This window comes from Stenotrophomonas sp. Steno-Z4 (genome assembly GCF_056393145.1).
Genome location: NZ_JBWJPC010000001.1, coordinates 348,531 through 375,506 on the forward strand (window position 1 = coordinate 348,531; position 26,976 = coordinate 375,506).

General features: G+C 66.6%; 22 protein-coding genes and 1 riboswitch. Of the genes, 11 read left to right on the top strand and 11 right to left on the bottom strand.

Translation table 11 applies throughout. The features are described from left to right. The first annotated feature begins 38 nt into the window (after positions 1-38). Positions 39-2,015 (top strand): M2 family metallopeptidase, encoded by a 1,977-nt coding sequence (locus AC06E7_RS01660; protein ID WP_320457489.1) that lies wholly within the window; start codon positions 39-41, stop codon positions 2,013-2,015. Between the two features lie 45 nt (positions 2,016-2,060). Here AC06E7_RS01660 and AC06E7_RS01665 read toward each other — a convergent pair whose 3' ends face one another. Both AC06E7_RS01665 and AC06E7_RS01670 read right to left on the bottom strand, forming a co-directional pair. Then, positions 2,061-2,447 carry a hypothetical protein gene (locus AC06E7_RS01665; RefSeq protein ID WP_095364411.1) on the bottom strand — a complete coding sequence of 129 codons (387 nt, stop codon included), beginning with the start codon at positions 2,445-2,447 and terminating at the stop codon, positions 2,061-2,063. A gap of 50 nt (positions 2,448-2,497) precedes the next feature. After that, positions 2,498-3,721, bottom strand: coding sequence for a multidrug effflux MFS transporter (locus AC06E7_RS01670; protein ID WP_478062670.1), 1,224 nt, complete (start codon positions 3,719-3,721; stop codon positions 2,498-2,500). 294 nt (positions 3,722-4,015) lie between these two features. Then, positions 4,016-4,117: riboswitch (glycine riboswitch) on the top strand. A gap of 84 nt (positions 4,118-4,201) precedes the next feature. On the opposite strand from AC06E7_RS01670, the gene gcvP reads away from it, so the two are divergent. Both gcvP and AC06E7_RS01680 read left to right on the top strand, forming a co-directional pair. Continuing rightward, on the top strand, positions 4,202-7,081 hold the full coding sequence (gene gcvP / locus AC06E7_RS01675; protein WP_478062672.1) for an aminomethyl-transferring glycine dehydrogenase: 2,880 nt from the start codon (positions 4,202-4,204) through the stop codon (positions 7,079-7,081). Positions 7,082-7,372: 291 nt separating this feature from the next. Continuing rightward, entirely contained in the window at positions 7,373-8,356 is a 984-nt protein-coding gene (locus tag AC06E7_RS01680; protein ID WP_478062674.1) for a hypothetical protein, read from the top strand. 983 nt (positions 8,357-9,339) lie between these two features. Here AC06E7_RS01680 and AC06E7_RS01685 read toward each other — a convergent pair. Then, positions 9,340-10,734 carry an amino acid permease gene (locus AC06E7_RS01685; protein WP_478062676.1) on the bottom strand — a complete coding sequence of 465 codons (1,395 nt, stop codon included), beginning with the start codon at positions 10,732-10,734 and terminating at the stop codon, positions 9,340-9,342. 85 nt (positions 10,735-10,819) lie between these two features. Continuing rightward, on the bottom strand, positions 10,820-11,530 hold the full coding sequence (locus AC06E7_RS01690) for an AraC family transcriptional regulator (RefSeq protein ID WP_068853648.1): 711 nt from the start codon (positions 11,528-11,530) through the stop codon (positions 10,820-10,822). 158 nt (positions 11,531-11,688) lie between these two features. Between AC06E7_RS01690 and AC06E7_RS01695 the strand changes: the two genes are divergently transcribed. The 3 genes from AC06E7_RS01695 to AC06E7_RS01705 all read left to right on the top strand — a co-directional run bounded on the left by AC06E7_RS01695 (position 11,689) and on the right by AC06E7_RS01705 (position 14,984). Then, the gene (locus tag AC06E7_RS01695) at positions 11,689-13,773 is read left to right on the top strand and encodes a catalase (protein ID WP_478062679.1); all 2,085 of its coding nucleotides are present in this window, start codon (positions 11,689-11,691) and stop codon (positions 13,771-13,773) included. Positions 13,774-13,869: 96 nt separating this feature from the next. Continuing rightward, entirely contained in the window at positions 13,870-14,211 is a 342-nt protein-coding gene (locus AC06E7_RS01700) for a hypothetical protein (RefSeq protein WP_478062681.1), read from the top strand. A 233-nt stretch (positions 14,212-14,444) separates the two neighbouring features. After that, positions 14,445-14,984 carry a hypothetical protein gene (locus AC06E7_RS01705; protein WP_478062683.1) on the top strand — a complete coding sequence of 180 codons (540 nt, stop codon included), beginning with the start codon at positions 14,445-14,447 and terminating at the stop codon, positions 14,982-14,984. A gap of 52 nt (positions 14,985-15,036) precedes the next feature. Here the strand turns inward: AC06E7_RS01705 and AC06E7_RS01710 are convergent, their stop codons facing one another. The 5 genes from AC06E7_RS01710 to hflK all read right to left on the bottom strand — a co-directional run bounded on the left by AC06E7_RS01710 (position 15,037) and on the right by hflK (position 19,705). Beyond that, positions 15,037-15,441 carry a hypothetical protein gene (locus tag AC06E7_RS01710; RefSeq protein WP_095364404.1) on the bottom strand — a complete coding sequence of 135 codons (405 nt, stop codon included), beginning with the start codon at positions 15,439-15,441 and terminating at the stop codon, positions 15,037-15,039. Continuing rightward, complete coding sequence (locus AC06E7_RS01715; protein ID WP_255220528.1) at positions 15,404-16,003, bottom strand: transcriptional regulator; 600 nt, start codon at positions 16,001-16,003, stop codon at positions 15,404-15,406. Before AC06E7_RS01715 ends, AC06E7_RS01710 begins: the two co-directional genes overlap by 38 nt. 188 nt (positions 16,004-16,191) lie before the next feature. Then, positions 16,192-17,484, bottom strand: a complete 1,293-nt coding sequence (locus tag AC06E7_RS01720) for an adenylosuccinate synthase (protein WP_068853655.1) — start codon at positions 17,482-17,484, stop codon at positions 16,192-16,194. Positions 17,485-17,702: 218 nt separating this feature from the next. Then, positions 17,703-18,566: a protease modulator HflC gene (gene hflC, locus AC06E7_RS01725; RefSeq protein WP_093532862.1), complete on the bottom strand. Its 864-nt coding sequence runs from the start codon at positions 18,564-18,566 to the stop codon at positions 17,703-17,705. After that, positions 18,563-19,705: an FtsH protease activity modulator HflK gene (gene hflK, locus AC06E7_RS01730; protein ID WP_093532861.1), complete on the bottom strand. Its 1,143-nt coding sequence runs from the start codon at positions 19,703-19,705 to the stop codon at positions 18,563-18,565. Before hflK ends, hflC begins: the two co-directional genes overlap by 4 nt. A 170-nt stretch (positions 19,706-19,875) precedes the next feature. Between hflK and AC06E7_RS01735 the strand changes: the two genes are divergently transcribed. Both AC06E7_RS01735 and pilH read left to right on the top strand, forming a co-directional pair. Continuing rightward, entirely contained in the window at positions 19,876-20,871 is a 996-nt protein-coding gene (locus AC06E7_RS01735; protein WP_478062686.1) for a YhdH/YhfP family quinone oxidoreductase, read from the top strand. 89 nt (positions 20,872-20,960) lie between these two features. Further along, positions 20,961-21,344 carry a twitching motility response regulator PilH gene (pilH, locus tag AC06E7_RS01740; protein ID WP_068853659.1) on the top strand — a complete coding sequence of 128 codons (384 nt, stop codon included), beginning with the start codon at positions 20,961-20,963 and terminating at the stop codon, positions 21,342-21,344. Positions 21,345-21,413: 69 nt separating this feature from the next. Here pilH and AC06E7_RS01745 read toward each other — a convergent pair whose 3' ends face one another. Then, a complete protein-coding gene (locus AC06E7_RS01745) occupies positions 21,414-22,313 on the bottom strand; it encodes a DnaJ C-terminal domain-containing protein (protein WP_093532859.1) in 900 nt (299 codons plus the stop codon). A gap of 221 nt (positions 22,314-22,534) precedes the next feature. Between AC06E7_RS01745 and AC06E7_RS01750 the strand changes: the two genes are divergently transcribed. From AC06E7_RS01750 to AC06E7_RS01760, 3 genes are all read left to right on the top strand, one after another. Next, positions 22,535-23,017, top strand: a complete 483-nt coding sequence (locus AC06E7_RS01750) for a peroxiredoxin (RefSeq protein ID WP_320457500.1) — start codon at positions 22,535-22,537, stop codon at positions 23,015-23,017. A gap of 33 nt (positions 23,018-23,050) precedes the next feature. Next, complete coding sequence (locus tag AC06E7_RS01755) at positions 23,051-23,653, top strand: ferritin-like domain-containing protein (RefSeq protein WP_095364399.1); 603 nt, start codon at positions 23,051-23,053, stop codon at positions 23,651-23,653. Between the two features lie 151 nt (positions 23,654-23,804). Further along, positions 23,805-24,596 (top strand): DUF6491 family protein, encoded by a 792-nt coding sequence (locus AC06E7_RS01760; protein ID WP_478062689.1) that lies wholly within the window; start codon positions 23,805-23,807, stop codon positions 24,594-24,596. 3 nt (positions 24,597-24,599) lie between these two features. On the opposite strand, the gene pbpC is transcribed toward AC06E7_RS01760, so the two are convergent. Beyond that, positions 24,600-26,975, bottom strand: coding sequence for a penicillin-binding protein 1C (gene pbpC, locus AC06E7_RS01765; RefSeq protein ID WP_478062691.1), 2,376 nt, complete (start codon positions 26,973-26,975; stop codon positions 24,600-24,602). Position 26,976 lies beyond the last annotated feature (1 nt).

A 26,976-nucleotide genomic window follows, 5' to 3' on the forward strand; every position in this document is an offset into this window, starting at 1 on the left:
TAGCCTTCGCCGGTCTGTCACCACCCAAGGATGTCCCCGTGAACCACCGCCCGCTCCTGCTGGCCCTGGCTGTCGGTGCTGCCGCACTGACGCTGGCGGCCTGCCAGAAGGAATCGTCCCCCACCACCGCACCGGCCGCAGGCACCACCGCGCCGACCGAAACCGCGGACCAGTTCATCGCCCGCGTCAACGCCGAGTACAAGGCCCTGTACCCGGAAATGACCTCGGCCCAGTGGCTGTCCTCGACCTACATCAATGACGATTCCGAGCGCGTGGCGGCCAAGGCCAACGAACGCTGGCTGACCATCCTCAATGGCTGGATCGCCCAGGCCGGCAAGTACGACGGCCAGCCGATGAGCGAGGACACCAAGCGCCAGATCCACCTGCTCAAGCTGATGACCGCGATGCCGGCCCCGCGCGACCCGGCCAAGCTGGGCGAGCTGACCCGCATCGCCAGCCGCATGGAAGGCGCGTACGGCTCGGGCAAGTACTGCACCGACGAGGCCAACCCGGCCACCTGCCGCCAGCTGGGCGACCTGGAAGAAGTGCTGGCCAGCAGCCGCGACTACGACAAGCAGCTGGACGCCTGGCAGGGTTGGCACGCCACCACCAAGCCGATGCGCGCCGACTACCAGCGCTTCGTCGGCCTGGTCAACGAAGGCGCCAAGGAAATGGGCTTCGCCGATGCCGGGCAGATGTGGCGCAGCGGCTACGACATGCCGCCCGAGCAGATCGGCCCGGAAACCGACCGCCTGTGGGAACAGGTCAAGCCGATGTACGAGCAGCTGCACTGCTACGCCCGTACCAAGCTGGACGGCACCTACGGCAAGGACAAGGCCGAAACCGAAGGCGGCCTGATCGCCGCGCACCTGCTGGGCAACATGTGGCAGCAGGACTGGTCCAACCTGTGGGACCAGCTTGAGCCCTACCCGGGCGCAGGCAGCCTGGACATCACCGCCGCGCTGGAAAAGCAGTACCAGGCCAACCTGAGCGGTGCGCTGGCCAAGGCCGGCGGCAGCAACGCGAACGTGGAAGCGCTGTACAAGGCGCAGCGTGAGGCCGAACTGCGTACCGCCAAGCAGATGACCGAACGCGCGCAGGACTTCTACGTGTCGCTGGGCATGCCGGCGCTGCCGAAGTCGTACTGGGACAAGACCCAGTTCATCAAGCCGCTGGACCGTGACGTGGTCTGCCACGCCAGCGCGTGGGACATGAACATGGAAGGCGACGTGCGCACCAAGATGTGCATCAAGCCGACCGAGGAAAACTTCACCACCATCTACCACGAGCTGGGCCACATCTATTACGACCTGGCCTACAACCCGCTGCCGCCGCTGTTCCAGGGCGGTGCCAACGATGGCTTCCACGAAGCGATCGGCGACACCATCGTGCTGGCGATGACCCCGCAGTACCTGAACTCGATCGGGCTGGTCGACAAGCCGCAGGAAAGCCGCGAGGCCACCATCAACGCGCAGATGCGCATGGCCCTGAGCGGCGTGTCGTTCCTGCCGTTCGGCCTGATGATCGACCGCTGGCGCTGGGGCGTGTTCGATGGCTCGATCACCCCGGACCAGTACAACAAGGCGTGGTGGGACCTGAAGGCCAAGTACCAGGGCGTGGCCCCGGCCTCGGCGCGCGGCGAGGAGTTCTTCGATCCGGGCGCCAAGTACCACGTGCCGGGCAATACCCCGTACACGCGCTACTTCCTGGCGCGCATCCTGCAGTTCCAGTTCTACAAGGGCCTGTGCGATGCGGCCGGCTACAAGGGCCCGCTGCACCAGTGCAGCTTCTACGGCAACAAGGAAGCCGGCCAGAAGTTCTGGGCGATGCTTAGCAAGGGTGCCAGCCAGCCGTGGCAGGCCACGCTGAAGGAAATCACCGGCGGCGACAAGCTCGATGCCGGCCCGATGATCGAGTACTTCACCCCGGTCAACGAGTGGCTCAAGCAGCAGAACCAGGGCCAGATGTGCGGCTGGCAGCCGCCTGGCGCGGCGGCAGCGCCGAAGGCCCCGTAAACAAAAAAACCGGCCAATGGCCGGTTTTTTTTGCGCTGTCGGTTGTCAGGATTTGGGTTTCAACGACGCGGCCAACTCGGTCTTGAACTGCTCGAAATCCTTGCCCTCGCCCTTGGCTTCGGCGTGCGCGGCGTCTTTCAGCGCATCCGAATACACCAGGCGCACCGGGGTGCCCTGCCGCTCGTGCAGTTCGGCGGCCTGCATGATCAGCGCCAGCACGCGGGCGGCGCTGGGGGTCTGCCCGGCGATACGGCCATCCATGCCCAGCACCCATTCTCCGTCGCGGCGCACCACCCCGGCCAGCAGCGTGCGCTGCTGGTCGCGCAGCTCGGCATGCGGCTCCACGGGCGAGGCATGGGCCTTTTCGCGGTTGGCTTCTTCGATTTCGCGGCGCCGGCGCAGGTCACGACGCAGTTTGGAGGTGGTCGACATCAGGGGGACTTCCGTACCGCAACAATGGTGAAAGAATACCGCACGGGGGCTCAGGCCAGGGCCGCCGCAGCCTCGCGGCGGCGTTCGCAGCGACGCTCCCAGAACCAGAAGCTGGCGCCGATGGCGAAGAAGCCGGCATAGCCCAGCGCCAGGTGCAGCGGGGTGTGGCTGAGCATCGGCGACACCACCCCGGCCACCACGGTGTTGATCATCAGCTGCAGGAACATCTGCATCGACGAGGCAAGCCCGCGCTGGTGCGGGTACATATCCAGTACGGCAAGCGCCAGGATCGGGAAGATCAGCGCCATGCCCACGCCACCAATGAAGATCGGCAGCACCGCCCACGGCAGCGCGATCTGGTCCGCCGCCAGCACATAGGCCAGATTGACCAGCGCCGATACCGCGCACAGGCTGAAGCCGATCCCGACCTGGCGGGCGGCGGTCATCCGCCCGGCCATGCGCCCGGACAGGAACGAGCCCGTGGTCATGCCGCCGATGGTGGGAATGAACAGCCAGGCAAAACCGCCCTCGCCCAGCTGCAGGTGCTGCATCACGAACACCGGTGCCGAGGCGATGTACAGGAAGATGCCGGAGAAATTGAACGCACCAGCTGCCGCCAGGCGCAGCAGGCGCGGATGGGTACCCATCTGCAGGTAGCTGCGCAGCAGCGCGCGGGTGGACAGCGGGGTGCGGGCTTCCACCGGGTGGGTCTCCGGCAGCCACTTGCCGGTGGCGGCGAGCAAGACCAGCGCGAACACCACCAGGAACCAGAAAATCAGCGGCCAATCGCCGCCGCCGAGCAGGATCCAGCCGCCGATGATCGGCGCGATCGCCGGGGCGATGCCGAAGATCATCGAGACCTGGCTCATCAGCCGCTGCGCATCGGCGCCATGGTAGAGGTCGCGGATCACCGCGCGGCCGACGATCACGCCTACGCCGGCGGTGACGCCCTGCAGCGCGCGGAACACCAGCAGCGTGGTCAGGTCGCGCGACAGCGCGCAGCCGATCGAGGCGGCGATGAACAGCACCAGCCCGCCCAGGATCACGCGGCGGCGGCCGAACGCGTCCGACAGCGGGCCGTGCGCCAGGCTCATCAGGCCGTAGAACAGCAGGTATACGCTCACCGTCTGCTGCACCGCCACCTGGTCGACCTGCATCCGCTCGCCCAGCAGCAGGAACGCCGGGAAGATGGTGTCGATCGAGAACGGGCCGAACATGGCCAGGCCGGCAAGCAGCAGGGCCAGGCGGCGGTTGGAGGGCGGAGCGGGTGTCATCGGGTCTTCCGTCAGCGGCCGTGCGAACGCACGGAAGGCGCCGGCCGCAGCCTGCGGTGGCGCCTGATGAATACGAGGATGCAGCCATGATAGGCCGTCCGCCTGCCTGGCACCATGCCCGGCGCCCGGTTATGGCGCGGTCGGCGCCCCCTGTTCATGTGCCGGACGGGCGTTGCCGACCGGGCCGCTGGGCTATAATTGCCGGGCTACATGGTGGGAGAAGCGGCGCTTTGTGTTGAAGCACCCGCTGCCGAAGGCGCAACGCCCGTAATCGCTCAGGCCCGATACCACCCGCACCAAAACTCTGGAGAGACCGGCCAGTGCCGGCGCCGAAGGGGCACGAAGCACGCAGCCGCGCGCTTTTAAACTCTCAGGCAAAAGGACAGAGGGGCACCCAGGAAGACCGCAGGGTCCGGTGGATCGTTGTCGCCCATGACACGCCCCGTCCGCGCTTCCGAACGTGCGTGCCCACTCTTTTGGATGCCAGCCATGTCCCAGAACACCCCTACCCTGCGCGAGCTTGAACACCACCACGCGTTCGTTGAACGCCACATCGGCCCCAACGACGCCGAAATCGCGCAGATGCTCGACGTGGTCGGCCACGCCTCGCTGGACGCACTGACCGACGCCATCGTGCCGTCAGGCATCAAGTCGCCGGCCGCACTGGCGCTGCCCAGCTCGCTGACCGAAGTGGAAGCACTGGCCAAGATCCGCGCCATCGCCGACAGGAACCAGGTGTTCCGCACCTTCATCGGCCAGGGGTACTACGGCACCCTCACCCCGAACGTCATCCTGCGCAACGTGCTGGAAAACCCGGCGTGGTACACCGCCTACACCCCGTACCAGGCCGAGATCTCGCAGGGCCGCATGGAAGCGCTGATCAACTTCCAGACCCTGTGCGCCGACCTGACCGGCATGGAGATCGCCAACGCCTCGCTGCTGGATGAAGCCACCGCCGCGGCCGAAGCGATGACCCTGGCCAAGCGTTCGGCCAAGTCCAGGTCCGACACCTTCTTCGTGCACGACGCCGTGCACCCGCAGACGCTGGAACTGCTGCGCACCCGCGCCGAGCCGATGGGCATCGTGCTGCGCGTGGGCACCCCGGCCGAAGCCATGGAAGCCGACGCCTACGGCGTGCTGCTGCAGTACCCGGATACCTTCGGCCACATCGGCGACTACAAGGCGCTGGCCGATGCCGTGCACGCCCGTGGTGGCCTGGTGGCCGTGGCCACCGACCTGCTGGCGCTGACCCTGATCGCCGCCCCCGGCGAATGGGGCGCGGACATCGTGGTGGGCAATTCGCAGCGCTTCGGCGTGCCGTTCGGCTTCGGCGGCCCGCACGCGGCCTTCATGGCCTGCCGTGATGCCTACAAGCGTTCGATGCCCGGCCGCCTGATCGGCGTGTCGGTCGATGCGCAGGGCAATGCGGCCTACCGCCTCACCCTGCAGACCCGCGAACAGCACATCCGCCGCGAGAAGGCGACTTCCAACATCTGCACCGCGCAGGTGCTGCTGGCGGTGATGGCCTCGATGTATGCGGTGTACCACGGCCCGGAGGGCCTGACCCGCATCGCCCGCCGCACCCACCGCCTGGCCGCGATCCTGGCTGCCGCGCTGCGCACGGCCGGCATCAACGTCGGCGAGCAGTTCTTCGACACCCTGCACGTCAAGGACATCGACGCGACCGCGATCCATGCCAAGGCCGCCGCCGCGCGCATCAACCTGCGCACGATCGACAGCGAAGCGGTCGGCATCAGCCTGGACGAAACCACCACCCGCGCCGACATCGTCGCGCTGGGCCAGCTGTTCGGTGCCAGCGTGGATGTGGACGCACTGGACGCGGCCACCGCCGATGCCCTGCCGGCCGGCCTGGTGCGCACCAGCGCGTTCCTGACCCACCCGGTGTTCAACACCCACCACAGCGAACACGAGCTGCTGCGCTACCTGCGCTCGCTGGCCGACAAGGACCTGGCGATGGATCGCACCATGATCCCGCTGGGCAGCTGCACCATGAAGCTCAATGCCACCGCCGAGATGATCCCGGTGACCTGGCCGGAGTTCGCCAACATCCACCCGCTGGCCCCGGCCGACCAGGCCCTTGGTTACAAGGAACTGATCGACGGGCTGGAAGCGATGCTGGTCGAGTGCACCGGCTATGACGCGGTGAGCCTGCAGCCGAACTCCGGCGCGCAGGGCGAGTACGCCGGCCTGCTGGCGATCCGCGCCTACCACCGCTCGCGTGGCGAAGGCCATCGCGACGTCTGCCTGATTCCCGATTCGGCCCACGGCACCAACCCGGCCTCCGCGCAGATGTGCGGCATGAAGGTGGTGGTGACCAAGACCGACGGCAATGGCAACGTGGATGTGGAAGACATCCGCATCAACGCCGAGAAGTACAGCGACCGCCTGGCCGCGATCATGATGACCTACCCCTCCACGCATGGCGTGTTCGAGGAAGAAGTGGTCGAGATCTGCGAGATCATCCACAAGCATGGCGGCCAGGTATACACCGACGGCGCCAACATGAACGCCCTGGTCGGCGTGGCCAAGCCGGGCAAGTGGGGCTCGGACGTGTCGCACCTGAACCTGCACAAGACCTTCTGCATTCCGCACGGCGGCGGCGGCCCGGGCGTGGGCCCGTGCGCGGTCAAGTCGCACCTTGCCCCGTTCCTGCCGGGCAAGCTCGGCGACAACGGCCCGGTGGGCATGGTCAGCGCGGCCAGCTTCGGCAGCGCCTCGATCCTGCCGATCAGCTGGATGTACATCACGCTGATGGGTACCGAAGGCCTGCGCAAGGCCACCCAGGTGGCGCTGCTCAACGCCAACTACATCGCCAAGCGCCTGGCCCCGCACTTCAAGACGCTGTACACCGGCCGCAACGGGCTGGTGGCGCACGAGTGCATCCTGGACGTGCGGCCGCTGGAGAAGACCTCCGGCGTGGGGGCTGAAGACGTGGCCAAGCGCCTGATCGACTTCGGCTTCCACGCCCCGACCCTGAGCTTCCCGGTCGCCGGCACGCTGATGGTGGAGCCGACCGAAAGCGAATCGCTGCACGAGCTGGACCGTTTCATCAACGCGATGATCCAGATCCGCGAGGAAATCGCCGCGATCGAAGACGGCCGCCTGGACCGCGAGGACAACCCGCTCAAGCACGCCCCGCACACCGCCACGGCGGTGTCGGCCAGCGAGTGGTCGCACGCCTACCCGCGTGAACTGGCCGCATTCCCGCTGTCCAGCCTGCGCCAGCAGAAGTACTGGCCGCCGGTGGCACGCGTGGACAACGTGTACGGCGACAAGAACGTGATGTGCGCCTGCATCCCGGTCGACGCGTACAAGGAAGACGAGGGCGTGGAGGTCTGATCCTCCTGCCTGCGTGAAACGAAGACGGCCCGCGAAAGCGGGCCGTTTCTTTCTTTCGTGGGCAGACAAGTGCCAGATCCGGCGAATAGCACCTCCATGAGGGAGCAATTTCGATCGGTGCGCTGATCGTGACCACGGATCCGGTAGCGCCGGCCGTTGGCCTGCCCAGGCGGCAATGAGCCGGGGGCCGTCCTGCCCTATCCGCCAATGCGCCTCGCTCCGATGCAAGCAATCTGAAAGATCTTGTGCGCGATTACCACCCACAATGATGTTTTCCCTTTTCTTCCCCCAATGGCCCAGATCAATGCCCCTCTGCTGGCGCGCCCTAGCCTTCAGGTAGCCGCGTCTGCAAACGAAGTTCGTGCCTCCGAAGCCGTTCCGCCCGTCGCATCCGCGCATCTGCACAGCGTTTCCAACCTCATCCCCGAGGCTTGCGCCCGTTTGCACAGCAGCCTGATTGCCATGCAAGCCGCGCGACTCACCGCACCAGAAGCGCACCGCACATCCGCCTCGCGGCCAGCGCTTCCGCTCACCACCGCACGTAACGCAGGTGTCAGCTCCGACCTCAGCGTATCGGCGCAAGACTTTCTCAGGTCCTTGCCGGCAACAGGCGTCATCGGAACCAGCCGCAACAGCGGACCGGTTGCGACGCTGTCCGTGACGGCCAGCGCGGCCGCCTTCAGCGCACTGGCGACGGCCCACGACTTCAACGAGCTTGCAGACCATCTGGGTGCACTGGCCCTGCCCGCCGCCGATATTGCGCGCGGCGCGGCGGTGGCACTTCGAGACCTTCCCGCAATGGATGAGGCAACCAAGCTGAGCCTTGTCGTGGAGCTGGTCAAAGGCGGCGCGCGCTGTAATGAATCGCTGAAACACCTCGGCATCTCACATGGACCCGACGTATCCATCATGGAGTCGCGCATCCTCGAAGACATTGGCTTCCCGCTGGCGCAGTCCGGCCTCACATGCCGAGCAATAGGCACGCGACTGGGTATTCTCGATGGGCCTTCATTCGTCGCATTCGAGCTGGACGTTGTCAGAGAACTGGGCCTACCGCTACTGGAGCAAGGTCTTCAGCCCGAAGAAATAATCAGCAAGCTGGGAATCTGGTCCGGCTGCGCCGCGTTCAAGCTGAAGGAATATGTACGTGAGATTGAAGCGGGCCGACAGACGGACAGGAGCGCCGATAGTCAAGCAGCTCCCACGCTGGGCCACCCGGCCTCCGCCGATATCAGGGCATTGATTCAAAGGGCTCATCTATCCGGCAGGTTCTGATCTTGCCACCCGCTGGTTGCGTGCATGGGCGACAAGAACGTGATGTGCGCCTGCATCCCGGTCGACGCCTACAAGGAAGACGAGGGCGTGGAGGTCTGATCCTCCTGCCTGCGTGAAACGAAGACGGCCCGCGAAAGCGGGCCGTTCTCGTTTCCTGTGATCGTATTCTGGAAGCGGCATCAGCACGCCTCAGCCAACCTGCTCGTCCTCATCTGGAATGAAGCGTGGAGCACTGATGGTTCCGAAGGACCTTTCTTCCCCCTGCGTTGGCTGGACCCATCCGCCGCAGGTAATCCGCGTTCAAAGGCCGCACGGATCACCGATGGTGCCAGCGATACCGCCCCCGGCCACGATCTACAACGCGTCGTACGGGTCACCCGCGGTCACTGTGGACCCCGCGTACCTCGAGCGGCTCGTCGGTGATGCCCCCTTGTTCAGGACCCAGTCCCAGTCAAGCGACCAGATCGCGAACAGACCGCTGCGCGACCTGAACCAAGGCGTTTACGCGCACTTTGCCAGCGATCATCTGAACGGTCGTTACTGACGGCGAAGGTCAGGCGATTTGACGATGTACGTCACGGCGGCAAATGCGAAAGGCCCGCAGATGCGGGCCGTCTTTTTTTGGATCGTGCGTCGGCTGCGCCACGTGTTACGACTGCAATGGGCCCATGCACCGCGTTGTCACGGCTGCGGACGCTGGAGCCGCGCTGTGCGCGGTTGACACGCATGGCGTGTCACTACGCACCGTTGCGTGCGCAGGACGGGACCCGGTAGGGTCGCATCCCTATCGACCGCCGATGGACCCGCTACACCCGGTAAGGCACGGACCCGGAACGAAGGCTTCTCTCCGGCGAAGGTCATGCGTCCCAGCGCTGATCAGCCCTATCGGCGGTCGTCTGGGGACCGACCCTACCTTTTCGTGCGCGCCCCACCAATGACCTGGCCCGCATTCGCGGGCCATGTCATTGAACACCTGGCAGGAATCAGTCGCGCTGGCGGTTGCGGCGCACGCGGCGGGTGACTTCGCTGGTAATGGCGATGATCGCGGTCAGCGCGGCCATGGACAGGAACTGCACGCGGGTGTGCGCTTCGGAGAGCAGCAGGCCGAAGATCAGTGCCAGCACGCACAGGCCGAGCACGGTCAGGTACGGGTAGCCGGCCATGCGGAACGGCAGGCGGGTGCCGTCGCGGTTGGCGCGGTGGCGCAGGATCAGCTGCGACAGCAGCGAGATCGTCCACACCAGCAGACAGGTGGAGCCCACGATGTTCAGCAGCACCGGCAGCACCTTGTCCGGGAACACCAGCTCCATCACCGTGGCGGCGAAGCCGAACAACACGCTGGCCAGCACCGCGATGATCGGCACGTGGCGCGGGTCGGTCCAGCCCAGCACCGCCGGGGCTTCGCGGCGACGCGCCAGCGAATACATCATGCGCGAGGCGCCATACAGGTTGGCGTTGAGCGCCGACAACAGTGCGATCACCGCGATCAGGGTGATGGCCGTGGCCGCCCCCGGAATGTTGGCCACCTGCAGCACGGCGGCGAACGGCGACTTCAGCGCTTCGCTGGTCCACGGCACCACGGCGATGATCACGCTCAGCGAGCCGATGTAGAACACCAGGATGCGCCAGGCCACGGTGCGGATGGCACGGGCAATGCTGCGCTCGGGGTCTTCGGTTTCGGCCGCGGCCACGGCCACGATTTCAGTACCGCCGAAGGCGAACACCACCACCAGCAGCGCCGCACCGATCCCGGCCAGCCCGTTGGGGGCGAAACCGCCGTGCTGGGTGAAGTTGCTCAGGCCCGGCGAGACCACGTCCGGCAGCCAGCCCATCAGCAGCGCCACGCCGATCAGGATGAACCCGATGATGGCGGCCACCTTGAGGATGGCGAACCAGAACTCGAATTCACCGAAGTTCTTCACTCCCAGCAGGTTGATCGCGGTGAAGAACAGCATGAATGCCAGCGCCGCCATCGGTACCGGGATCACCGGCCACACCGTGGCCAGCAGGCCCGCCGCGCCGACCGCTTCGGCAGCGATCACGATCACCAGCTGCACCCACCACAGCCACCCCACCGTGGCGCCGGCGGTGGCGCCCATGGCGTCGGCGGCGTACACCGAGAACGCGCCACTGGTCGGCTTGGCCGCGGCCATCTCGCCCAGCGCGTTCATCACGATGATCACCAGCGCACCGGCCACCAGGTAGGACAGCAGCACGGCCGGCCCGGCCGCCTGTACGCCCACCCCGGAACCCAGAAACAGGCCGGCGCCGATGGCGCTGCCCAGGCCCATCATGATCAGCTGGCGGGGTTTGAGCGAGCTCCCGAGGCGGGTGTCGGCGGGTGCGGCGGCGGAGGCCGGAGTCTGGGATGCGGGCATCGGAATCGATTGGCGGGCAACAGGTGCGACACCATACCTTGTCCGGCCGGCGGACGGGATAGGGGCGGCGTCCCTGCCCCTGTAGTCAGGGCTCTGCGCGCTCCGCGATCTGGGCGCGATAGGCCCGCGGCGACACCCCGACCTCGGCCTTGAACTTGCGGGTGAACGCGCTCTGGTCGGTAAACCCGCAGGCCTGGCCGATGCTGGCGATGGTGTCGCTGCCATGCAGCAGATGCACCGCCATCTGGATGCGCAGCCGGGTCAGTACCTGCTGCGGGGTCATCTGGAATACCCTGCGGAAGGTGCGCTCCAGCTTGGACAGCGAAAACCCGGTGATATCCAGCAGGGTCTGCATGCGCACGTTCTCGGCGTAATGCGCGTTCAGGTGGGCCAGCGCCAGCCGCAGCTGTTCGTATTGGGTGCCCAGGCTGTCTTTCTGCCCCAGGTCGCGGGAGATGCCGATCAGCCCTCGGATCTGCCCGTCCACCAGCAGCGGCCGCTTGCAGGTCAGGCACCAGCCCGGCTCGCGGTTGGCGAACAGGTGCAGCTCCATCAGGTTCTCGATCACTTTGCCGGCCAGCACCTGCGCATCCTGGGTGGCGTAGTCCGCGCCCAGCCCCGTGGGGTAGATCTCGGCAGCGGTGCGCCCGATCACTTCCTTGCGCGACTTCAGCCCCAACCGGCGCAGCATGGTCTGGTTGATGTGCGTGTAACGCCCGTCGCGGTCCTTCATGAAGAACAGCACATCGGGAATCGCATCGAACAGGGCTTCGATGTCGGCAGGTTCAACGCGCATGCGGGGGCGGCAGGAGGATGGACACGCCGCCAAGGATACCTGCCTGGTTGGCGGCGTGAAGCGCAGGTGCATGCGCGACCGGGTTCTCCGACCGGCGATTAACGCCCCGCCCGCCACTGTGAGGCGTTGCATCCCCCCTGCCAGCCCGGAGTCGCCTGATGGCCACCAGCAAGCCCCGCACCAAATCCGCCCCGCCCGCCGATCGCCGTGGCGAAGGCGACGAACTTCACCAGCAGGCCGGCGGTGGCCATCCGGCACTGACCACCAACCAGGGCATCCCGGTGGCGGACAACCAGAACTCGCTGCGCGATACCCCGCGCGGGCCGACGTTGCTGGAAGATTTCATCCTGCGCGAAAAGATCACCCACTTCGACCATGAGCGCATTCCCGAGCGCATCGTGCACGCGCGCGGCAGCGCTGCGCACGGCTATTTCGAACTTACCCGTTCGCTGGAGGAATTCACCCGTGCGCGCGTGCTCACCGAAGTAGGCGTCCGCACGCCCGTGTTCACCCGTTTCTCCACCGTCGCCGGTGGTGCCGGTTCCGTGGACACCCCGCGCGATGTGCGCGGCTTCGCGGTGAAGTTCTACACGCCCGAGGGTAACTGGGACCTGGTGGGCAACAACATCCCGGTGTTCTTCATCCAGGACGCGATCAAGTTCCCCGACCTGATCCACGCGGTCAAGATGGAACCGGACCGCGCGTTCCCGCAGGCCGCCAGCGCCCATGACACGTTCTGGGATTTCGTTTCGCTGATGCCCGAATCGATGCACATGATCATGTGGGCGATGAGCGACCGCACCATTCCGCGTTCGCTTCGCACCATCGAAGGCTTCGGCATCCACAGCTTCCGGCTGTTGAACGATGCCGGCGAATCCACCTTCGTGAAGTTCCACTGGCGGCCCAAGCTTGGGGTGCAGTCCACCGTGTGGGACGAGGCGGTGAAGCTGCAGGGGGCGGACAACGATTTCCACCGCCGCGACCTGTTCGAGGCGATCACTGCCGGTGACTTCCCCGAATGGGAGCTGGCGGTGCAGCTGTTCACCGAAGAAGAAGCCGAGGCGTTCCCGTTCGACCACCTGGATTCGACCAAGATCATTCCCGAATCGCTGGTGCCGCTGACCGTGATCGGCCGGATGGTGCTGGATCGCTGGCCGGACAACTTCTTCGCCGAAACCGAGCAGGTCGCCTACTGCCCGGCCAACGTGCCGCCCGGCATCGATTTCAGCAACGACCCGCTGCTGCAGGGACGGCTGTTCTCGTACCTGGACACCCAGCTCAGCCGCCTGGGTGGGCCGAACTTCCACCAGATTCCAGTCAACGCACCCAAGTGCCCGTTCGCCAACCATCAACGTGACGGCCATATGCAGATGAACATCCCCAAGGGCCGGGTGGCATATGACCCCAGCTCGCTGCAGGGCGACAGCCCGCGCGAGACCGCTGATGGCTTCCCCAGCCATGCCACGCCGGCCGATGATGGTCGCAAGGGGCGCGTGCGTGCTGCCAGCTTCGCCGATCACTACAGCCAGGCGCGCATGTTCTTCCGCAGCCTGGAGGCGGCGGAGCAGGCGCACCTGGCCTCTGCGCTGGTGTTTGAATTGTCCAAGGTCGAAACGGTGCCCGTGCGCGAGCGCACGGTGAGCCACCTGCGCAACATCGACGATTCGTTGGCAAAACGCGTTGCCGACGGCCTGGCGATGCCCGCCCTGCCCGCCCCGGCCCCTACCGCCACTCCGGCCAAGGACCAGCCCAAGGCGCCGGAAGTGCGCATCATCGGCCGCACCAAGGACCTGCTCAAGGGCCGCTGCATCGGCATCCTGTTCGACGAGGGCTCCGACGCGGGGTTGATCGCAAACCTGCGCAAAGCAGCCGAGAAAGCCGGCGCGAAGGTGAAGCTGGTCGCGCCCAAGGTCGGCGGCGGCAAGCTGAGCGACGGCAGACTGCAGCCTGCGGATGGCCAGCTGGCCGGAACGCCCTCGGTGGTGTTCGACGCAGTGGCGATCGTACTGAGCGCCGACGCCGCCAAGCGCCTGAGCAAGGAATCGGCCGCGATCGATTTCGCCGCGGACGCCTGGGCCCACCTGAAGGCCATCGCCGCCGATGACGGCGCCCAGCAGCTGCTCAAGACGGCGCGCGTTGGCAAAGACAATGGCGTGGTGGAAGCCGAAGATGCCAAGGGCTTCATTGCCGCCGCCGCCACCCGCCAGTGGGCGCGCGAACCCAAGGTGCGCACCCTCGCCTGACCCGTGCCGGCAGGAGCGGACAGTGGATCCGCTCCTGCCGGGCAACGTGTAGAGCGGACCGCTGGTCCGCTGCTCCCTGAAGAGAGGACGATTCCCATGCCCCGCGGAGACAAATCCAGTTACACCGACAAGCAGAAGCGCCAGGCCGAGCACATCGAGGAAAGCGAAAAAGCCGAAGGCCGCAGCGACGAAGCCGCCGAACGCATCGCTTGGGCGACAGTGAACAAGCAGGACGGCGGCGGAAAGAAACGACCGGCCAAGAAGGCAGCAAAAAAGACCGCTGAAAAGGCCACGAAGAAGGCTGCCAAAAAGACCGCAGCGAAGAAGACCACTGCCAGGAAGCCTGCCACCAAGAAAGCAGCGGTGAAGAAGGCTGCAGCCAAGAAGGCCGCACCCCGCAAGGCGGCAACGAAGAAGGCCTCCAAGGCAGCCCGGTAGGGTTGGTTCCCAAACAACCGCCGGTACAGGTGCCACGCACATTGACGCATGGACCTGAAATTGAAACAGGTTTCCGCATCACCAACCTGTACGCCAGCGGGCCACCACGGCGGCTGGGTAAGCAGCCGCCCTGGCCCGATGCAGGGTTTGGCCCCGCACCGCCTTGACGGCCTGCGCGGTGGATGGGCGATACTCGCTCATCACCGCAGGACGCGGACAGGGGAACCACTTACATGAAAACTGCACGTACGCTGGCCTTATTGGCCCTGCTGATGCCGTTGTCCGCACTGGCGCAGACGGCCCTGCACGATGGCCAAGGCAACGCGCTGCCCGACACGTCGTCGGCGAAATCCAGCGAAGGCTTCTCCGCGTCGATGGTGGTCACCGCAGACCCGGAATGGCAGCAGAAGTGGGAAAACCCGGTTAACGGGGTGCCGCGCTTCGAGCTGGCCACCGAGGTCAAGGAAGGCAGCTCGCTGTACATCCTGTCCTTCCTGACCAACCCGAAGCTGGACGCCGCCGGCATGGCGCAGGTGCGCTGCGACCTGCGCATCACCCGTCCCGACGGCAGCCTGAGCGGCGACGAGCACGACTTGCCCTGCTTCGTCACCCAGCTCGATACCGATCCCAACAGTGTCTATCTGTCTTCGGTAGGAATGAAGTTCACTGCTGAAGCGGGCGACCCCAAAGGGACTTGGACAGTGGCGATCAACGTGCGCGACACGCTGCGCAACGTAACTATTCCACTGCAGTCTTCGTTCGAGATGCGCTGACCGCATCGGTGGGCGCGCTTGGAATTGGGTCGCGCTTGTACCGGCCCCTTCTTCATTCCAAAGCGGATCGCACCGCGTCACATGCCTCGATCAAATCGAGTACCAACCGTTCGGTCACATCGAGGTGACCCTCGTACTCTGCAATGTTCCGCTGCTGGTGGCATTTGTCGAGAACGCGCCAGACCCCGGCTCCCATTCCAAGCGTGTGCGGAAGGAGCTGGAACACGAGATAACGGTGTGCCGGGCGAAAACCTTGCCGACGCAACGCTGCCAGGCATAGCGCGTGCGCTGCGTTGTAGGCTAGATCGAAACGACTCTCCAAGGAGAGTTCCGTGCGGCGCGCATCCAGAAGACGCGCTTTGCCAGACCGCAGCAGTCCGTCAATTTCGCGCGTGTCTGGCGGTTCGATGCTGAGTGATTTACCTGGCCCCGCCAGGTTGTGCAGCGCTGAGTTCATGCTCGCCTCCAATCACCCAGATTTTCGGCTGCGCCAGCACGCGCATCAAGAACGAATTTTCTTCGTGAATGCGTGCATTCCATTCATGGCGTGAATAGATGGTCGGATTGATCGGGCGCCCGAGCGCTTGCTGCGGTGTCTCCAGGTGCTGCATGACATCCGCGTAGCCCACTGTGTCGGAAACGATCATCAGATCGATATCGCTTCGTGCAGTGTCGCTCTGCTTGGCGACGGAACCGTATACGAAAGCAACGAGGATGTCGTCTGCGATGGGAAGCAACGCGTCTATAAGTGGACCAGCCAATCCGACGGTCTTGCGGATCATCGAGACGAGCTCGTGGTAGATGGGCGCGTCAGGGTTGGCCTGATAGCGCTTCTGATTTCCCGAGCGACGGACGGTCAGCAGACCTGCAGCGGTGAGCTTTGCGAGTTCACGCTGGACGGCGCCGGAGCCACCTCCGGTAGCTGTAATCAGTTCCGAGACGGCAAAGTCCCGATTGGGTTGACCGAAAATCAAGCCCAGGATTCGTTGCTGGGTTTGGGTGAAAAGGGCATCGGCCAAGCCGGAGCGTGGCGGTGGAGCTGTGACGGAGGTGGCCTTGTTACCCATATTGGGCATATTAATGCCCAATATGGGTATGTTCAAGCGCGCCAAGTAAAACGCAGAAGCCCCGCTTTCGCGGGGCTTCTGGTTGCCAGACAGGGCCTGGCACTACGCCGGATGGTGTCGGGCGTGGCCCGGCACCTGGATCAGGCGAACGGGTCCTGCAGGACCATGGTGTGGTCGCGGTCCGGGCCGGTGGAGACGATGCTGATCGGGCAACCGGCCAGCTCTTCCAGGGCACGCAGGTAGGCACGCGCGGCCGCGGGCAGCTTGTCCCACTCGGTGATGCCGTGGGTGTTCTCGTTCCAGCCCGGGAATTCCAGGTACACCGGGGTGCACTCTTCCCAGCCCTGCGCGTCCAGCGGTGCGTATTCGGTGCGCTTGCCACGGTATTCGTAGGCAATGCAGACCTTCAGCTTTTCCATGCCGTCCAGCACGTCCAGCTTGGTGATGCACAGGCCGCTGATGCCGTTGATGGCCACGGCGCGCTTTAGCGCGACGATGTCCATCCAGCCGCAACGACGCGGACGGCCGGTCGAGGCGCCGTATTCGGCACCGCGGTCGCGGATGCCCTGGCCGATCTCGTCGTCCAGCTCGGTCGGGAACGGGCCGCCGCCGACGCGGGTGGCATACGCCTTGGCGATGCCCAGCACGTAGTCGATCGCATCGGCGCCGACGCCGGCACCGGCCAGCGCACCGCCCACGGTGGTGTTGGAACTGGTGACGTACGGGTAGGTGCCGTGGTCGATGTCCAGCAGCGCGCCCTGCGCACCTTCGAACAGCACGCGCTTACCCTGCTTGCGCAGGTCGTGCAGGATGCCGGCAACGTCGGACTTCATCGGCTGGACGTACTCGCCGAAGGCCAGTGCTTCGTCGTAGGTCTTCTGGAAGTCGACCGCGTCGGTCTTGAGGTAATTGGTCAGCACGAAGTTGTGGTAATCCAGCGCGGTGCGCAGGAGCTCTTCGAGCTGGGCCGGGTAATGCAGGTCGGCGATGCGGATGCCGCGACGCGCTACCTTGTCTTCATAGGCCGGGCCGATGCCACGGCCGGTGGTGCCGATCGCCTTGCCGCCGGCGGCGCGTTCGCGCGCCTGGTCCAGGGCGATGTGGTACGGCATGATCAGCGGCGCGGCCGGGGAGATCTTCAGGCGCGAACGCACTTCCACGCCGGAGGTTTCCAGCTCGGCGATTTCCTTCTGCAGCGCAGCCGGCGAGATCACCACGCCGTTGCCGATCAGGCACAGCGCGTCTTCACGCAGGATGCCCGACGGGATCAGGTGCAGCACGGTCTTCTTGCCATTGATGACAAGGGTGTGGCCGGCATTGTGGCCGCCCTGGAAACGCACTACGGCACCGATTTCCTCGGTGAGCAGATCGACGATCTTGCCCTTGCCTTCATCGCCCCACTGGGCACCAAGCACTACGACAGACTGACCCATGACGGGCTCCTCGAATTGTTGCGGCCATCGGGGCCGCGGACGGGTAAACCGTAGCAGGGCCGGCCGGCGCGGAAGTGACGGCTCCAATCGGGGAGCGGTCGGCGAAGGCAGGCCCAGACACGGAAAAAGCCGAACGGGGAGGCCCGTCCGGCTTTTGTGCATTATCCGGGTTTCCGGGGTCGACCGCCACCCCGAAGGGGGGCGGATTCAACCGGCGGTCAGCGGTCGTTCTTCATGTACTGCAGGAACGGGTCGTTCTTGTCCAGCACGATCACCCCATTACCATCGGTCATGGAGTTGCGGTAGGCCTCCAGGCTGCGGTAGAACGAGAAGAACGACGGATCGGCCGAGCCGGCCTGGCCGTAGATCCGGGCCGCTTCGGCGTCGCCGGCACCACGCAGGCGCTGGGCGTCGCGCTCGGCTTCGGCCACGATCACGGTGCTTTCGCGGTCGGCCTGGGCACGGATGGTGAGCGACTGCTCTTCACCCTCTGCCCGCAGCTTGGCCGCTTCCTGCTTGCGCTGGGCGCGCATGCGCTCGTACACGTCGTTGATCACCTGGCTGTCGGTCGGCAGGTCGATCTGCTTGATGCGCAGGTCGATGATCTGCATGCCCAGGCCCTTGACCGCCTCGTTGATGCCGGTCAGCTGGCCGGCAATCAGTTCGCTGCGATCGCCGGAGACCAGCTGCTGCAACGAACGCGAGTTGATCTGGTTGCGCAGCGAGTCGGTGATGATCGGCGCCAGCCGGGCATCGGCCACGCTGGCATCGCCGCCGGTGGCGCGGTAGTAGGCGCGCACGTCGGAGATGTAGCCAATGGCGAAGAAGTCGACGCTGACGTCTTTCTGCTCGGCGGTGAAGTAACGCGCCGGGGCGGTGGCCAGCACCTGGAAGCGGCGGTCGAACACGCGCACCGTTTCCACCAGCGGCAGCTTGAAGTGCAGGCCGGGCTTGATGTCGGCACGGACCACCTTGCCCAGGTTCAGCACCATGGCGGTCTGGTCCTCACGGACCACGAACACCGAACCCAGCAGGCCCAGCAGGACAGCAACGGCCAGGCCAATCCAAAGCGGACTCTTCATCGGATGGCTCCTTCGCTACCGGTCGGTCGGGTGGTCGGGCGCGTGGTCGGGCGCTCGGCGTTGCGCACGCCGTCAACCGGAGTGCTGGCCGGCAGCGACGGCATCATCACTTCCGGGGTCACCAGCGGGGTGCCACTGGTGCCGGCGGCAGCGCCGGCACGGTTGTCGGGCATGGGCACGTAGATCAGCTGGCGGCCATCGCCACCGATGACCTTGCGGTTCTCGGCCAACACCTTCTCCACGGTTTCCAGCCACAGGCGCTTGCGGGTGACTTCCGGGGCGTCCTTGTACTGGGCCTGCAGCAGGCTGAAGCGCTCGGCGTCACCCTGCGCGCGGGCCACCACGGCCTGCTTGAAGCCTTCGGCGGTGGTGCGGGCGCGCGAGGCCTGGCCGCGGGCTTCGGGCACGACCTTGGCCGCGTAGGCCTGGGCTTCGTTGATCAGGCGTTCCTTGACCTGCTGGGCACCGTTGACCTCGTCGAAGGCCGGCTTGACCTCTTCCGGCGGACGGGCATCGGGCAGGGTCAGGCCGGTCACGACCAGGCCGGTACGGTAGGCCTTGAGCGCGGCCTGCAGGCGTTCCTGCGCGACCACGGCCAACGGGCCACGGTTGTTGAGGACGGCGTTGAGGTCGGCACGGCCGACCTGCTCGCGCACCGCGCTCTGCGCGGACTGCTCCAGCACCTGGTCGGCCGACACCGAGCCGAACAGGTACAGGCGCGGATCGTCGATGCGGTACTGCACGTTGAGCGACACGCGCACGATATTCTCGTCGCGGGTCAGCACCGGCACTTCGCTGCTGAAGGTTTTGATCTGGGTCGCGTTGACCTTGGTCACCGACTCGATCGGCCAGGGCAGCTTGAAGTTCGGGCCGGGCTGCAGGATGCGCGAGAACTGGCCGAAGCGCAGCACCACGCCGCGTTGCTGTTCGCCGATCAGCTGGAAGCTGGAGAACAACAGCAGCAGGACCACCGCCACCGCCACCCAACGCAGGATGCCGCCATCGAACAGGTCCTTGAGCGGTCCGGGCAACCCGCCCCAACCACCACCACCGCCGCCACCGCGCGGGCCGAACGGCCCTCGTCGATTCTCGTCGGAACCCTGTCCGCCCTTGTTGCCGCCGGGTGTATTCCAGGCCATGCACGCTCCATCAGTAAAGGTTGCCTGCGGGCCAGTCCCGCACCGTCAACCGTTCAATCCTGTCCGATTCTACTAGATGGGGCTGACCGACAGGATTGGAAGGGGCAACCCGGCGCAGGTCGCGATTCATCACGGTAAGGTGGAGCCCCCCATTCTGCAGGGCCACCCCCATGGCGATCCCCGAGCGGTTCACCGCCTTCCGCATCCACCAGGACGAGCAGGGCCACCACAGCGGCCTGGAGCCGATCGGCCTGGCCCAGCTCAACCCGGGCGAGGTGGTGGTGCGCGCCGAATGGTCGTCGGTGAACTACAAGGATGCCCTGGCCGGCACCGGCAAGGGGCGCATCCTGCGCCGCTTCCCGCTGGTGGGCGGGATCGACGTGGCCGGCACGGTGGTGGCCTCGGCCGACCCGGCCTGGCGCGAGGGCGATGCGGTGCTGGCCACCGGCTGCGGGCTCAGCGAGACCCGCGATGGCGGTTACAGCCAGTATGTCCGGCTGGAGTCCAGCGCGGTCATCGCACGCCCCGCCGGCCTGGGCGCGCGCGAAGCAATGGTGATCGGCACCGCCGGTTTCACCGCGGCGCTGGCCCTGCTGCGGATGCTCGACAACCGGCTCACCCCGGCCCACGGCCCGCTGGCGGTGACCGGTGCGACCGGCGGGGTCGGTTCGCTCGCGGTGGATATCTTCAGCCGGGCCGGGTTCGAGGTGCACGCGATCAGCGGCAAGGCCGAGCAGGCCGATTACCTGCGGGGGCTGGGCGCGCGCGAGGTGCTGCCGCGCGACAGCCTGGCCACGGACAAGCCGATGGCGTCCGCCCGCTTCGGGGGTGGCCTGGACAATGCCGGCGGGCCGATGCTGGCCGGCCTGCTGGCCCAGACCGTGCCCTACGGCAGCGTGGTCAGCGCGGGCCTGGCCGCCAGTCCGGCGCTGGACGTGACGGTGATGCCCTTCATCATCCGCGGCGTGTCGCTGCTGGGCGTGTCGTCGTCTTCGGCCCCGCGTGCGCTGCGCGAGCAGGTCTGGGAGCGACTGGGCGGCGACTGGAAGCCGCGCCACCTGGACGCGATCTGCACCGGCGAGATCGGCCTGGAGGCATTGCCGGCCGCGTTCGAGCGGATGCTGGCCGGCGGCGCGCTGGGCCGCACCGTGGTGCGGATCGACTGAGCGTTGCAGCTGGGCGACGGACGGCGCGGCGGACGCTTCTCTCTGACACGGGCGCGGCCCTACACTGCGGGCATCACATGGGGAACAACATGGCACGCATTCTGATCGTCGACGATTCACAGTTGCAGCAGGTCGCAATCAAACGCATCGTCGAGAAGCTGGGTCACGAGACGTTGACCGCCGTGGATGGCGCCGACGGGGTGGAAGTGGCCAAGGCCGAGCTGCCCGACCTGGTCCTGATGGATGTGGTGATGCCCAACCTCAATGGGTTCCAGGCCACCCGCACCCTTGCGCGCGATGCCACCACCAAGCACATCCCCGTGATCCTGGTGACCACCAAGGACCAGGACACCGACCGCATGTGGGGCATGCGACAGGGTGCCAAGGCCTACATCACCAAGCCGTTCTCCGAAGACGAGCTGTCCGAAGTGCTGGAACGGGTCTTCAGCGGGCAGCAGCCGCCTTCGGCGTGATGTGAGTGCGTACCGACCAACGGTCGGTACCTACCCGTTGTGGATACCGACCGCTGGTCGGTATGCCGACTAGATCTTTTCGCCGAACGCCTTGGCCAGCGCCTTGTAGGCCTTCTTCTGCGCCTCATCGGTCGGCACCGGGGCGATGATCTCGATTTCCACGATCTGGTCGCCGTCCGGGTTGCCCGGCAGGCCGCGGCCACGCAGGCGCAGCTTGCGCCCGGCATCCGAGCCGGCCGGCACCTTCAGCTCGACCGCACCGCCCAGGGTGGGGACGCTGATCGAGGTCCCCAATGCCGCCTGCCACGGGGTGACATCCAGCGTGTAGAGGATGTTGCGGCCGTCGACCTCGAACTGGGGATGCGCGGCATATTCCACTTCCAGCAGCAGGTTGCCGCCGTTGGTGCCCTGCCCGGTCAGCCGGATCACCTGGCCCGGACGGATGCCCTTGGGCACGCGCACGTCCAGCTGCTTGCCGTTGACGGTGATGCGCAGGCTGTCACCGCCGTAGGCCGCTTCCAGCGGTACCGACAGCTTGGCGCGGGTGTCGCGGACCGGCTGCGGGCCGGCGCCGGCGCCGCCAAAGCCACTGGCGCGGCCAGCCCCGCCGCCGCCGCGCTGGCGGGCAAACAGGCTTTCGAAGAAGTCGCTGAAGCCACCGCCACCGGCGCCGCCGCCGAACACTTCCTCGAAATCGAAGCCCTGCGCTCCGCCATAGTTCGGCGGTGCATGGAACTCCTCGCCCGGCCGGTAGCCCTGGGCCTTGAGCTGGTCATAGGCCGCGCGCTTCTGCGGGTCGCGCAGCGCTTCATAGGCCTCGTTGACCGCCTTGAACTTCTCTTCCGCGCCGGTTTCCTTGCTCACGTCCGGGTGGTACTTGCGCGCCAGCCGGCGGTAGGCGGTCTTGATTTCGGCATCGCCCGCGCTGGGTTCCACACCCAGCGTGGCGTAGTAATCCTTGAATTCCATCCATACACCTCGAATAAGTTCGGCCGCTCGCGCCGGCGGGGCCATGCCGGCAATTCTAGCGGCTGGCCGCCCCGCTGCCGTGATCGAACGAATGATCCTGCGCAATGCAGTCGCCACGGGGGTCGGCTACGGTCGATATGGGAATGAACAGGCTTGTTTCAACGTTTTGACGCCGCGCTCCCACGCCCCTCACTACCCTGCCCTTGACCCAGGAGCTTTCCATGACCATCCACGTTGGCGACCGCATTCCCGAAGTCACCCTCAAGCGCATCCGCGAGGGCATGGAGACGCTGGACACCCATGCCCTGTTCGATGGCCGCAAGGCGGTGCTGTTCGCGGTGCCTGGCGCGTTTACCCCGACCTGCTCGGCCCGCCACCTGCCCGGCTATGTCGAGCATTTCGCCGATTTCCGCCACCGCGGCATCGACGTGTTCTGCATGGCGGTCAACGACCCGTTCGTGATGAAGGCCTGGGGCGAAAGCCAGCAGGTCCCCGACGGGCTGCAGCTGCTGTCCGATGGCAACGGCGACTTGACCCGCGCGCTCGGCCTGGAACTGGACGCCAGCAGTTCCGGCATGGGCATGCGCTCGCGCCGCTTCGCGCTGTACGTGGAAGACGGTGTGGTCCGCAACACCTTCATCGAAGAGCCCGGCAAGTTCGAGGTCTCTTCGGCGCAGTACGTGCTGGAGCACCTGCCCAGCTGATCCCCCTCCCGCAACAAAGGAACCCGGCCAGCCATGTCAAAGCCAGCCAAGCAGCACCCGAACCCCTCCTCCAATGAAAGCACGCCCCAGCCCGCCAGCCGTCCGCCGGGCATCAGCGACACCGCAACCCTGCGCGCCAAGGCCCGCAAGGACATCGAAGATGGCGCCATCACCGACAGCTACACCGCCGACCGCGAAGCGGTGATCAAGCTGCTCAACGATGCGCTGGCCACCGAATACGTGTGCGTGCTGCGCTACTACCGCCATTACTTCATGGCCAAGGGCATGCTGGCCGACGCGGTCAAGGGCGAGTTCCTCGAGCACGCGCAGCAGGAACAGGCGCATGCCGGCAAGCTGGCCGAACGCATCGTGCAGCTGGGCGGTGAACCCGATCTCAACCCCGACACGCTGACCCGACGCTCCCATGCCGAGTACAAGGAAGGCAAGGACCTTCGCGACATGGTCCGCGAGAACCTGATCGCCGAACGCATCGCGATCGACAGCTATCGGGAAATGATCAACTTCGTGGGCGACAAGGACACCACCACCAAGCGGATCCTTGAAGAGATCCTGGCGCAGGAAGAAGAGCACGCTGATGAGTTTGCCGATCTGCTCGAGGGCTGGATCGGCGAGTGAGCGCGGTACCGACCAACGGTCCGTACCTACCAGATACGCATGCATGATCGGTAGGTGCCGACCGGTGGTCGGTACCGTGCAATGAAACGGCAATGCGTTGGCCATGGCACGGTGGTAAGGTCGCCCACGTCCTCCTTGCATGGAATGCATCGTGACCATTGCCCGCCGTTCTGCCCCGCTTGTGCTTGCCCTGCTGGCTTCTGCCGGGGCCTTCGCTCAGCCTGCCCCCGCGGCAGGCGAGCGCTCGCCGCCTTCCCCGCACTGCCTGGATGCACGCGGTGTGCGCCAGGTCGAGCAGGCCACCCCTGCGGCCATCGCCGTGCTGGGCGCCAATGGCCAGCCCTATCGGCTGGAGTTCACCGATGCCTGCCCCGGTGTCAACGAGGCCGAACAGGTCCGGCTGGACGCACCCGATGGCTGGGCCTGTGGCAGCCCCGGTGAGCGACTGGTGGTCGACGGCCGCACCTGCGCGGTGGCGGCGGTCGGGCTGATGGACAACCGCAGCTTCGCCGAAGCCGCCCGCGAGAGCAGCCGCCAGTACGCGGCGACCCTGCCGACAGTCAGTGTGACGGCCAGATCAGCGCGCAGCAACCGGGCCCAGGCCTTCCAGGGTTCGCCCGAGTTCTGCTTCGCCACCCGCAACGTGCGCGGCTGGAGCGAAGATCCCAAGGGCGTGGTGGTGGAAACCAATCCGAAGAAGAACGGCGGTCATCGCTACTACCACCTGGAGCTGGGCAGCAGCTGCAGCATCCTGGAGGGCGCCACCGCCGTGGACTTCCAGTCCGGTTTCCAGAACGGGTTGATCTGCGGCAACCCGGGCGACCGCATCGTCATGGCCGACAATGGCCTGGTCAACGATGGCGAGGGCGGCGATCAACGCGCCCACACCCCACGCTTCGCCCGCCCCGGCTGTTCGGTATTGGCCGTCTACCCCCGCGAATGACGGTTACCGGAGGATCCGGAACCGCACCTGGGTCCAGGCACCATCGGCGGCGAGCGCGGTGAGGGTGTGCTCGCCGGCTTCGTCGAAATCCCGCTGGAAGCTGCGCGCGCCTTCGCTGCGCGCGATCCAGCGGTCATCCAGCAACCAGTCCACCGCGTGCTCACTGCCCAGCGCACGCAGCTGCAGGCGCACGCCGTGTTCGGCATTGGGCGCGCGTGCGAGCGTTGCGCGGTCGTTGAGGCCCTCGATATGCAGGCTGCCCGCACTGCTGCGGCCATCATCGCGGCAATCCGGCGACAGCGCCGGCAGCTGCGCGGCCTGGCGCTGGGCCAGTGGCAGCCACGGCGACACCAGCGCCGGCCACCGCGCTATTTCACGGCGCTGGGCCTCGTGCGGTTCGCTGCATTCCGGTGACAGCCGCAGGCCGGTGCGGGCATCCACGTTGAATGCCTGCCGCCCCGCCTGCCACAGCCGCGCATCGCGTTCTGCGAAGGTGGGCGGCACCACATCATCGAGCAGGTAGGCCTGCAGGCGTCGCTGGCACAGTGCCGGCGGCGTGGCCTCGGCGCGTTCGCCTGTCGGCCAGCATACCTCGGCCTGGCTGACGTTGGCGGGCAGTGGCGCGGCGGCGGCGTCACCGCGCTGGCGTGGCAGGCTGTCCACCACTTCGAACATCAGCGGCAATGCGGTCACGGCGCCGTACTGGCCCGGCAACGGCGTGCCGTCCGGTCGCCCCACCCACACGCCCACGGTGTAGTGGCGGGTGGTGCCGATCGCCCAGGCATCGCGATAGCCGTAGCTGGTGCCGGTTTTCCACGCCACGCGCGGGCGCCCGGTCACGTCGAACGTCCCGGCGCCATAGCCCGGGCGCGGGTTGGATTCAAGTACTTCGCGGGTGATCCATGCGGCGCCCGGTGACATCAGCCGCCGTTCGATCACGGCATCATCGGGCGTGTAGCGCACGCGGCCGGCGATGCCGTTGCGGTTGAACGCTGCGAACGTGCCAACCAGATCCTCCAGCCGCGCACCGGTGCCGCCCAGGATCAGCGACAGGTTCGGCGCGCTGCCGTGCGGGAAGCGCAGGGTGATGCCGGCATGCGACAGGCGTGCGGCGAAACGTGCCGACCCGACCCGGTCCAGCAGGTCCACCGCCGGTACGTTGAGCGACAACCGCAACGCGGTAGCGGCGCTCACCGGGCCATTGAACGCTGCATCGAAGTTGCCGGGGCGATACCCGGCAAAACTCTGCGGCGCATCGACCATCAGGCTTTCGGAATGGATCAGGCCATCGTCGATGGCCATGCCATACAGGAACGGCTTGAGCGTGGAGCCCGGCGAACGCCAGGCCTGGACCATGTCCACGTGACCCAGCCGCTGTCTGTCACCGAACGCCACCGACCCGACGTAGGCACGCGCCTCCAGCGTGCGGTTGTCCACCACCAGCAGGGCCGCCGAGGTGCGTTCGGGCAGCTGCGAGAAATACGACGCCACGCGCTCTTCCAGGGTGCGCTGCAGCCCGCTGTCCAGCGTGCTCTGGATGCGCGCGGCGCGCGGCTGCGCGGCATGCAGGCGCTGCGCCAGCAGCGCCGCATGCAGCGGCGGCTGCAGCGCGCGGGTCACCACCGCTTCGATACGGGCGTCGTCCACTTCCTCGCGTGTCCATACCCCGAGCGCCACCATGCGCTCAAGCACCTTGTCGCGCGCAACCTGTGCCGCCTCCGGGTGGCGGTCCGGGCGCAGCCGGCTGGGGGACTGCGGCAACACCGCCAGCAGCGCGGCTTCGGCATGCGACAGCTGTGCTGCCGGCTTGCCCAGGTACGCCCAGCTGGCCGCTTCCACGCCTTCGATGGTGCCGCCGTAGGGTGCGCGCTCCAGGTACAGCGCCAGGATCTGCGCCTTGTCCAGGTGCAGTTCCAGCTGCACCGCCCGCAGCAGCTGCTTGGCCTTGCCCCACGGGGTGCGGGTGTGCGGGTCAAGGATGCGGGCCACCTGCATGGTCAGGGTGGAGCCGCCGGACACGATCCGCCGTTCCAGCAACCACTGCTTGCCGGCGCGCAGCAACGCCCACGGGTTGACCCCGGGGTGCCGCCAGAACCAGCGGTCTTCGTAGTTCAGCAGGGCCTGCAGGTACAGCGGCGACACGCTGCTGGCGGAGGCCGGGTAACGCCACACGCCATCGGCGTCGGCGAACGCGCGCAGCGGCGTGCCGTCGCCGGCCACCACCAGCGTGCTGGTATCGCGCTGCCGGGGCAACGGCGGCGGGAACGCCAGGTCCAGCACCAGCAGCAGAGCCAGCAGCGCGGCCGTGCCCCAGCGCAGCACCGGCCACAGCCAGGGACGCCAGCGGTTCCAGTGCAGTCGGGAGCGAAGGGTCGTCATT

Excerpts from the sequence above, each read along its gene's own strand:
- AC06E7_RS01665 (WP_095364411.1), bottom strand. The coding sequence starts at position 2,447 with ATGTCGACCACCTCCAAACTGCGTCGTGACCTGCGCCGGCGCCGCGAA.
- AC06E7_RS01670 (WP_478062670.1), bottom strand. The coding sequence starts at position 3,721 with ATGACACCCGCTCCGCCCTCCAACCGCCGCCTGGCCCTGCTGCTTGCC.
- gcvP (WP_478062672.1), top strand. The coding sequence starts at position 4,202 with ATGCCAGCCATGTCCCAGAACACCCCTACCCTGCGCGAGCTTGAACAC.
- AC06E7_RS01680 (WP_478062674.1), top strand. The coding sequence starts at position 7,373 with ATGGCCCAGATCAATGCCCCTCTGCTGGCGCGCCCTAGCCTTCAGGTA.
- AC06E7_RS01685 (WP_478062676.1), bottom strand. The coding sequence starts at position 10,734 with ATGCCCGCATCCCAGACTCCGGCCTCCGCCGCCGCACCCGCCGACACC.
- AC06E7_RS01690 (WP_068853648.1), bottom strand. The coding sequence starts at position 11,530 with ATGCGCGTTGAACCTGCCGACATCGAAGCCCTGTTCGATGCGATTCCC.
- AC06E7_RS01695 (WP_478062679.1), top strand. The coding sequence starts at position 11,689 with ATGGCCACCAGCAAGCCCCGCACCAAATCCGCCCCGCCCGCCGATCGC.
- AC06E7_RS01700 (WP_478062681.1), top strand. The coding sequence starts at position 13,870 with ATGCCCCGCGGAGACAAATCCAGTTACACCGACAAGCAGAAGCGCCAG.
- AC06E7_RS01705 (WP_478062683.1), top strand. The coding sequence starts at position 14,445 with ATGAAAACTGCACGTACGCTGGCCTTATTGGCCCTGCTGATGCCGTTG.
- AC06E7_RS01710 (WP_095364404.1), bottom strand. The coding sequence starts at position 15,441 with ATGAACTCAGCGCTGCACAACCTGGCGGGGCCAGGTAAATCACTCAGC.
- AC06E7_RS01720 (WP_068853655.1), bottom strand. The coding sequence starts at position 17,484 with ATGGGTCAGTCTGTCGTAGTGCTTGGTGCCCAGTGGGGCGATGAAGGC.
- hflC (WP_093532862.1), bottom strand. The coding sequence starts at position 18,566 with ATGAAGAGTCCGCTTTGGATTGGCCTGGCCGTTGCTGTCCTGCTGGGC.
- hflK (WP_093532861.1), bottom strand. The coding sequence starts at position 19,705 with ATGGCCTGGAATACACCCGGCGGCAACAAGGGCGGACAGGGTTCCGAC.
- AC06E7_RS01735 (WP_478062686.1), top strand. The coding sequence starts at position 19,876 with ATGGCGATCCCCGAGCGGTTCACCGCCTTCCGCATCCACCAGGACGAG.
- pilH (WP_068853659.1), top strand. The coding sequence starts at position 20,961 with ATGGCACGCATTCTGATCGTCGACGATTCACAGTTGCAGCAGGTCGCA.
- AC06E7_RS01745 (WP_093532859.1), bottom strand. The coding sequence starts at position 22,313 with ATGGAATTCAAGGATTACTACGCCACGCTGGGTGTGGAACCCAGCGCG.
- AC06E7_RS01750 (WP_320457500.1), top strand. The coding sequence starts at position 22,535 with ATGACCATCCACGTTGGCGACCGCATTCCCGAAGTCACCCTCAAGCGC.
- AC06E7_RS01755 (WP_095364399.1), top strand. The coding sequence starts at position 23,051 with ATGTCAAAGCCAGCCAAGCAGCACCCGAACCCCTCCTCCAATGAAAGC.
- pbpC (WP_478062691.1), bottom strand. The coding sequence starts at position 26,975 with ATGACGACCCTTCGCTCCCGACTGCACTGGAACCGCTGGCGTCCCTGG.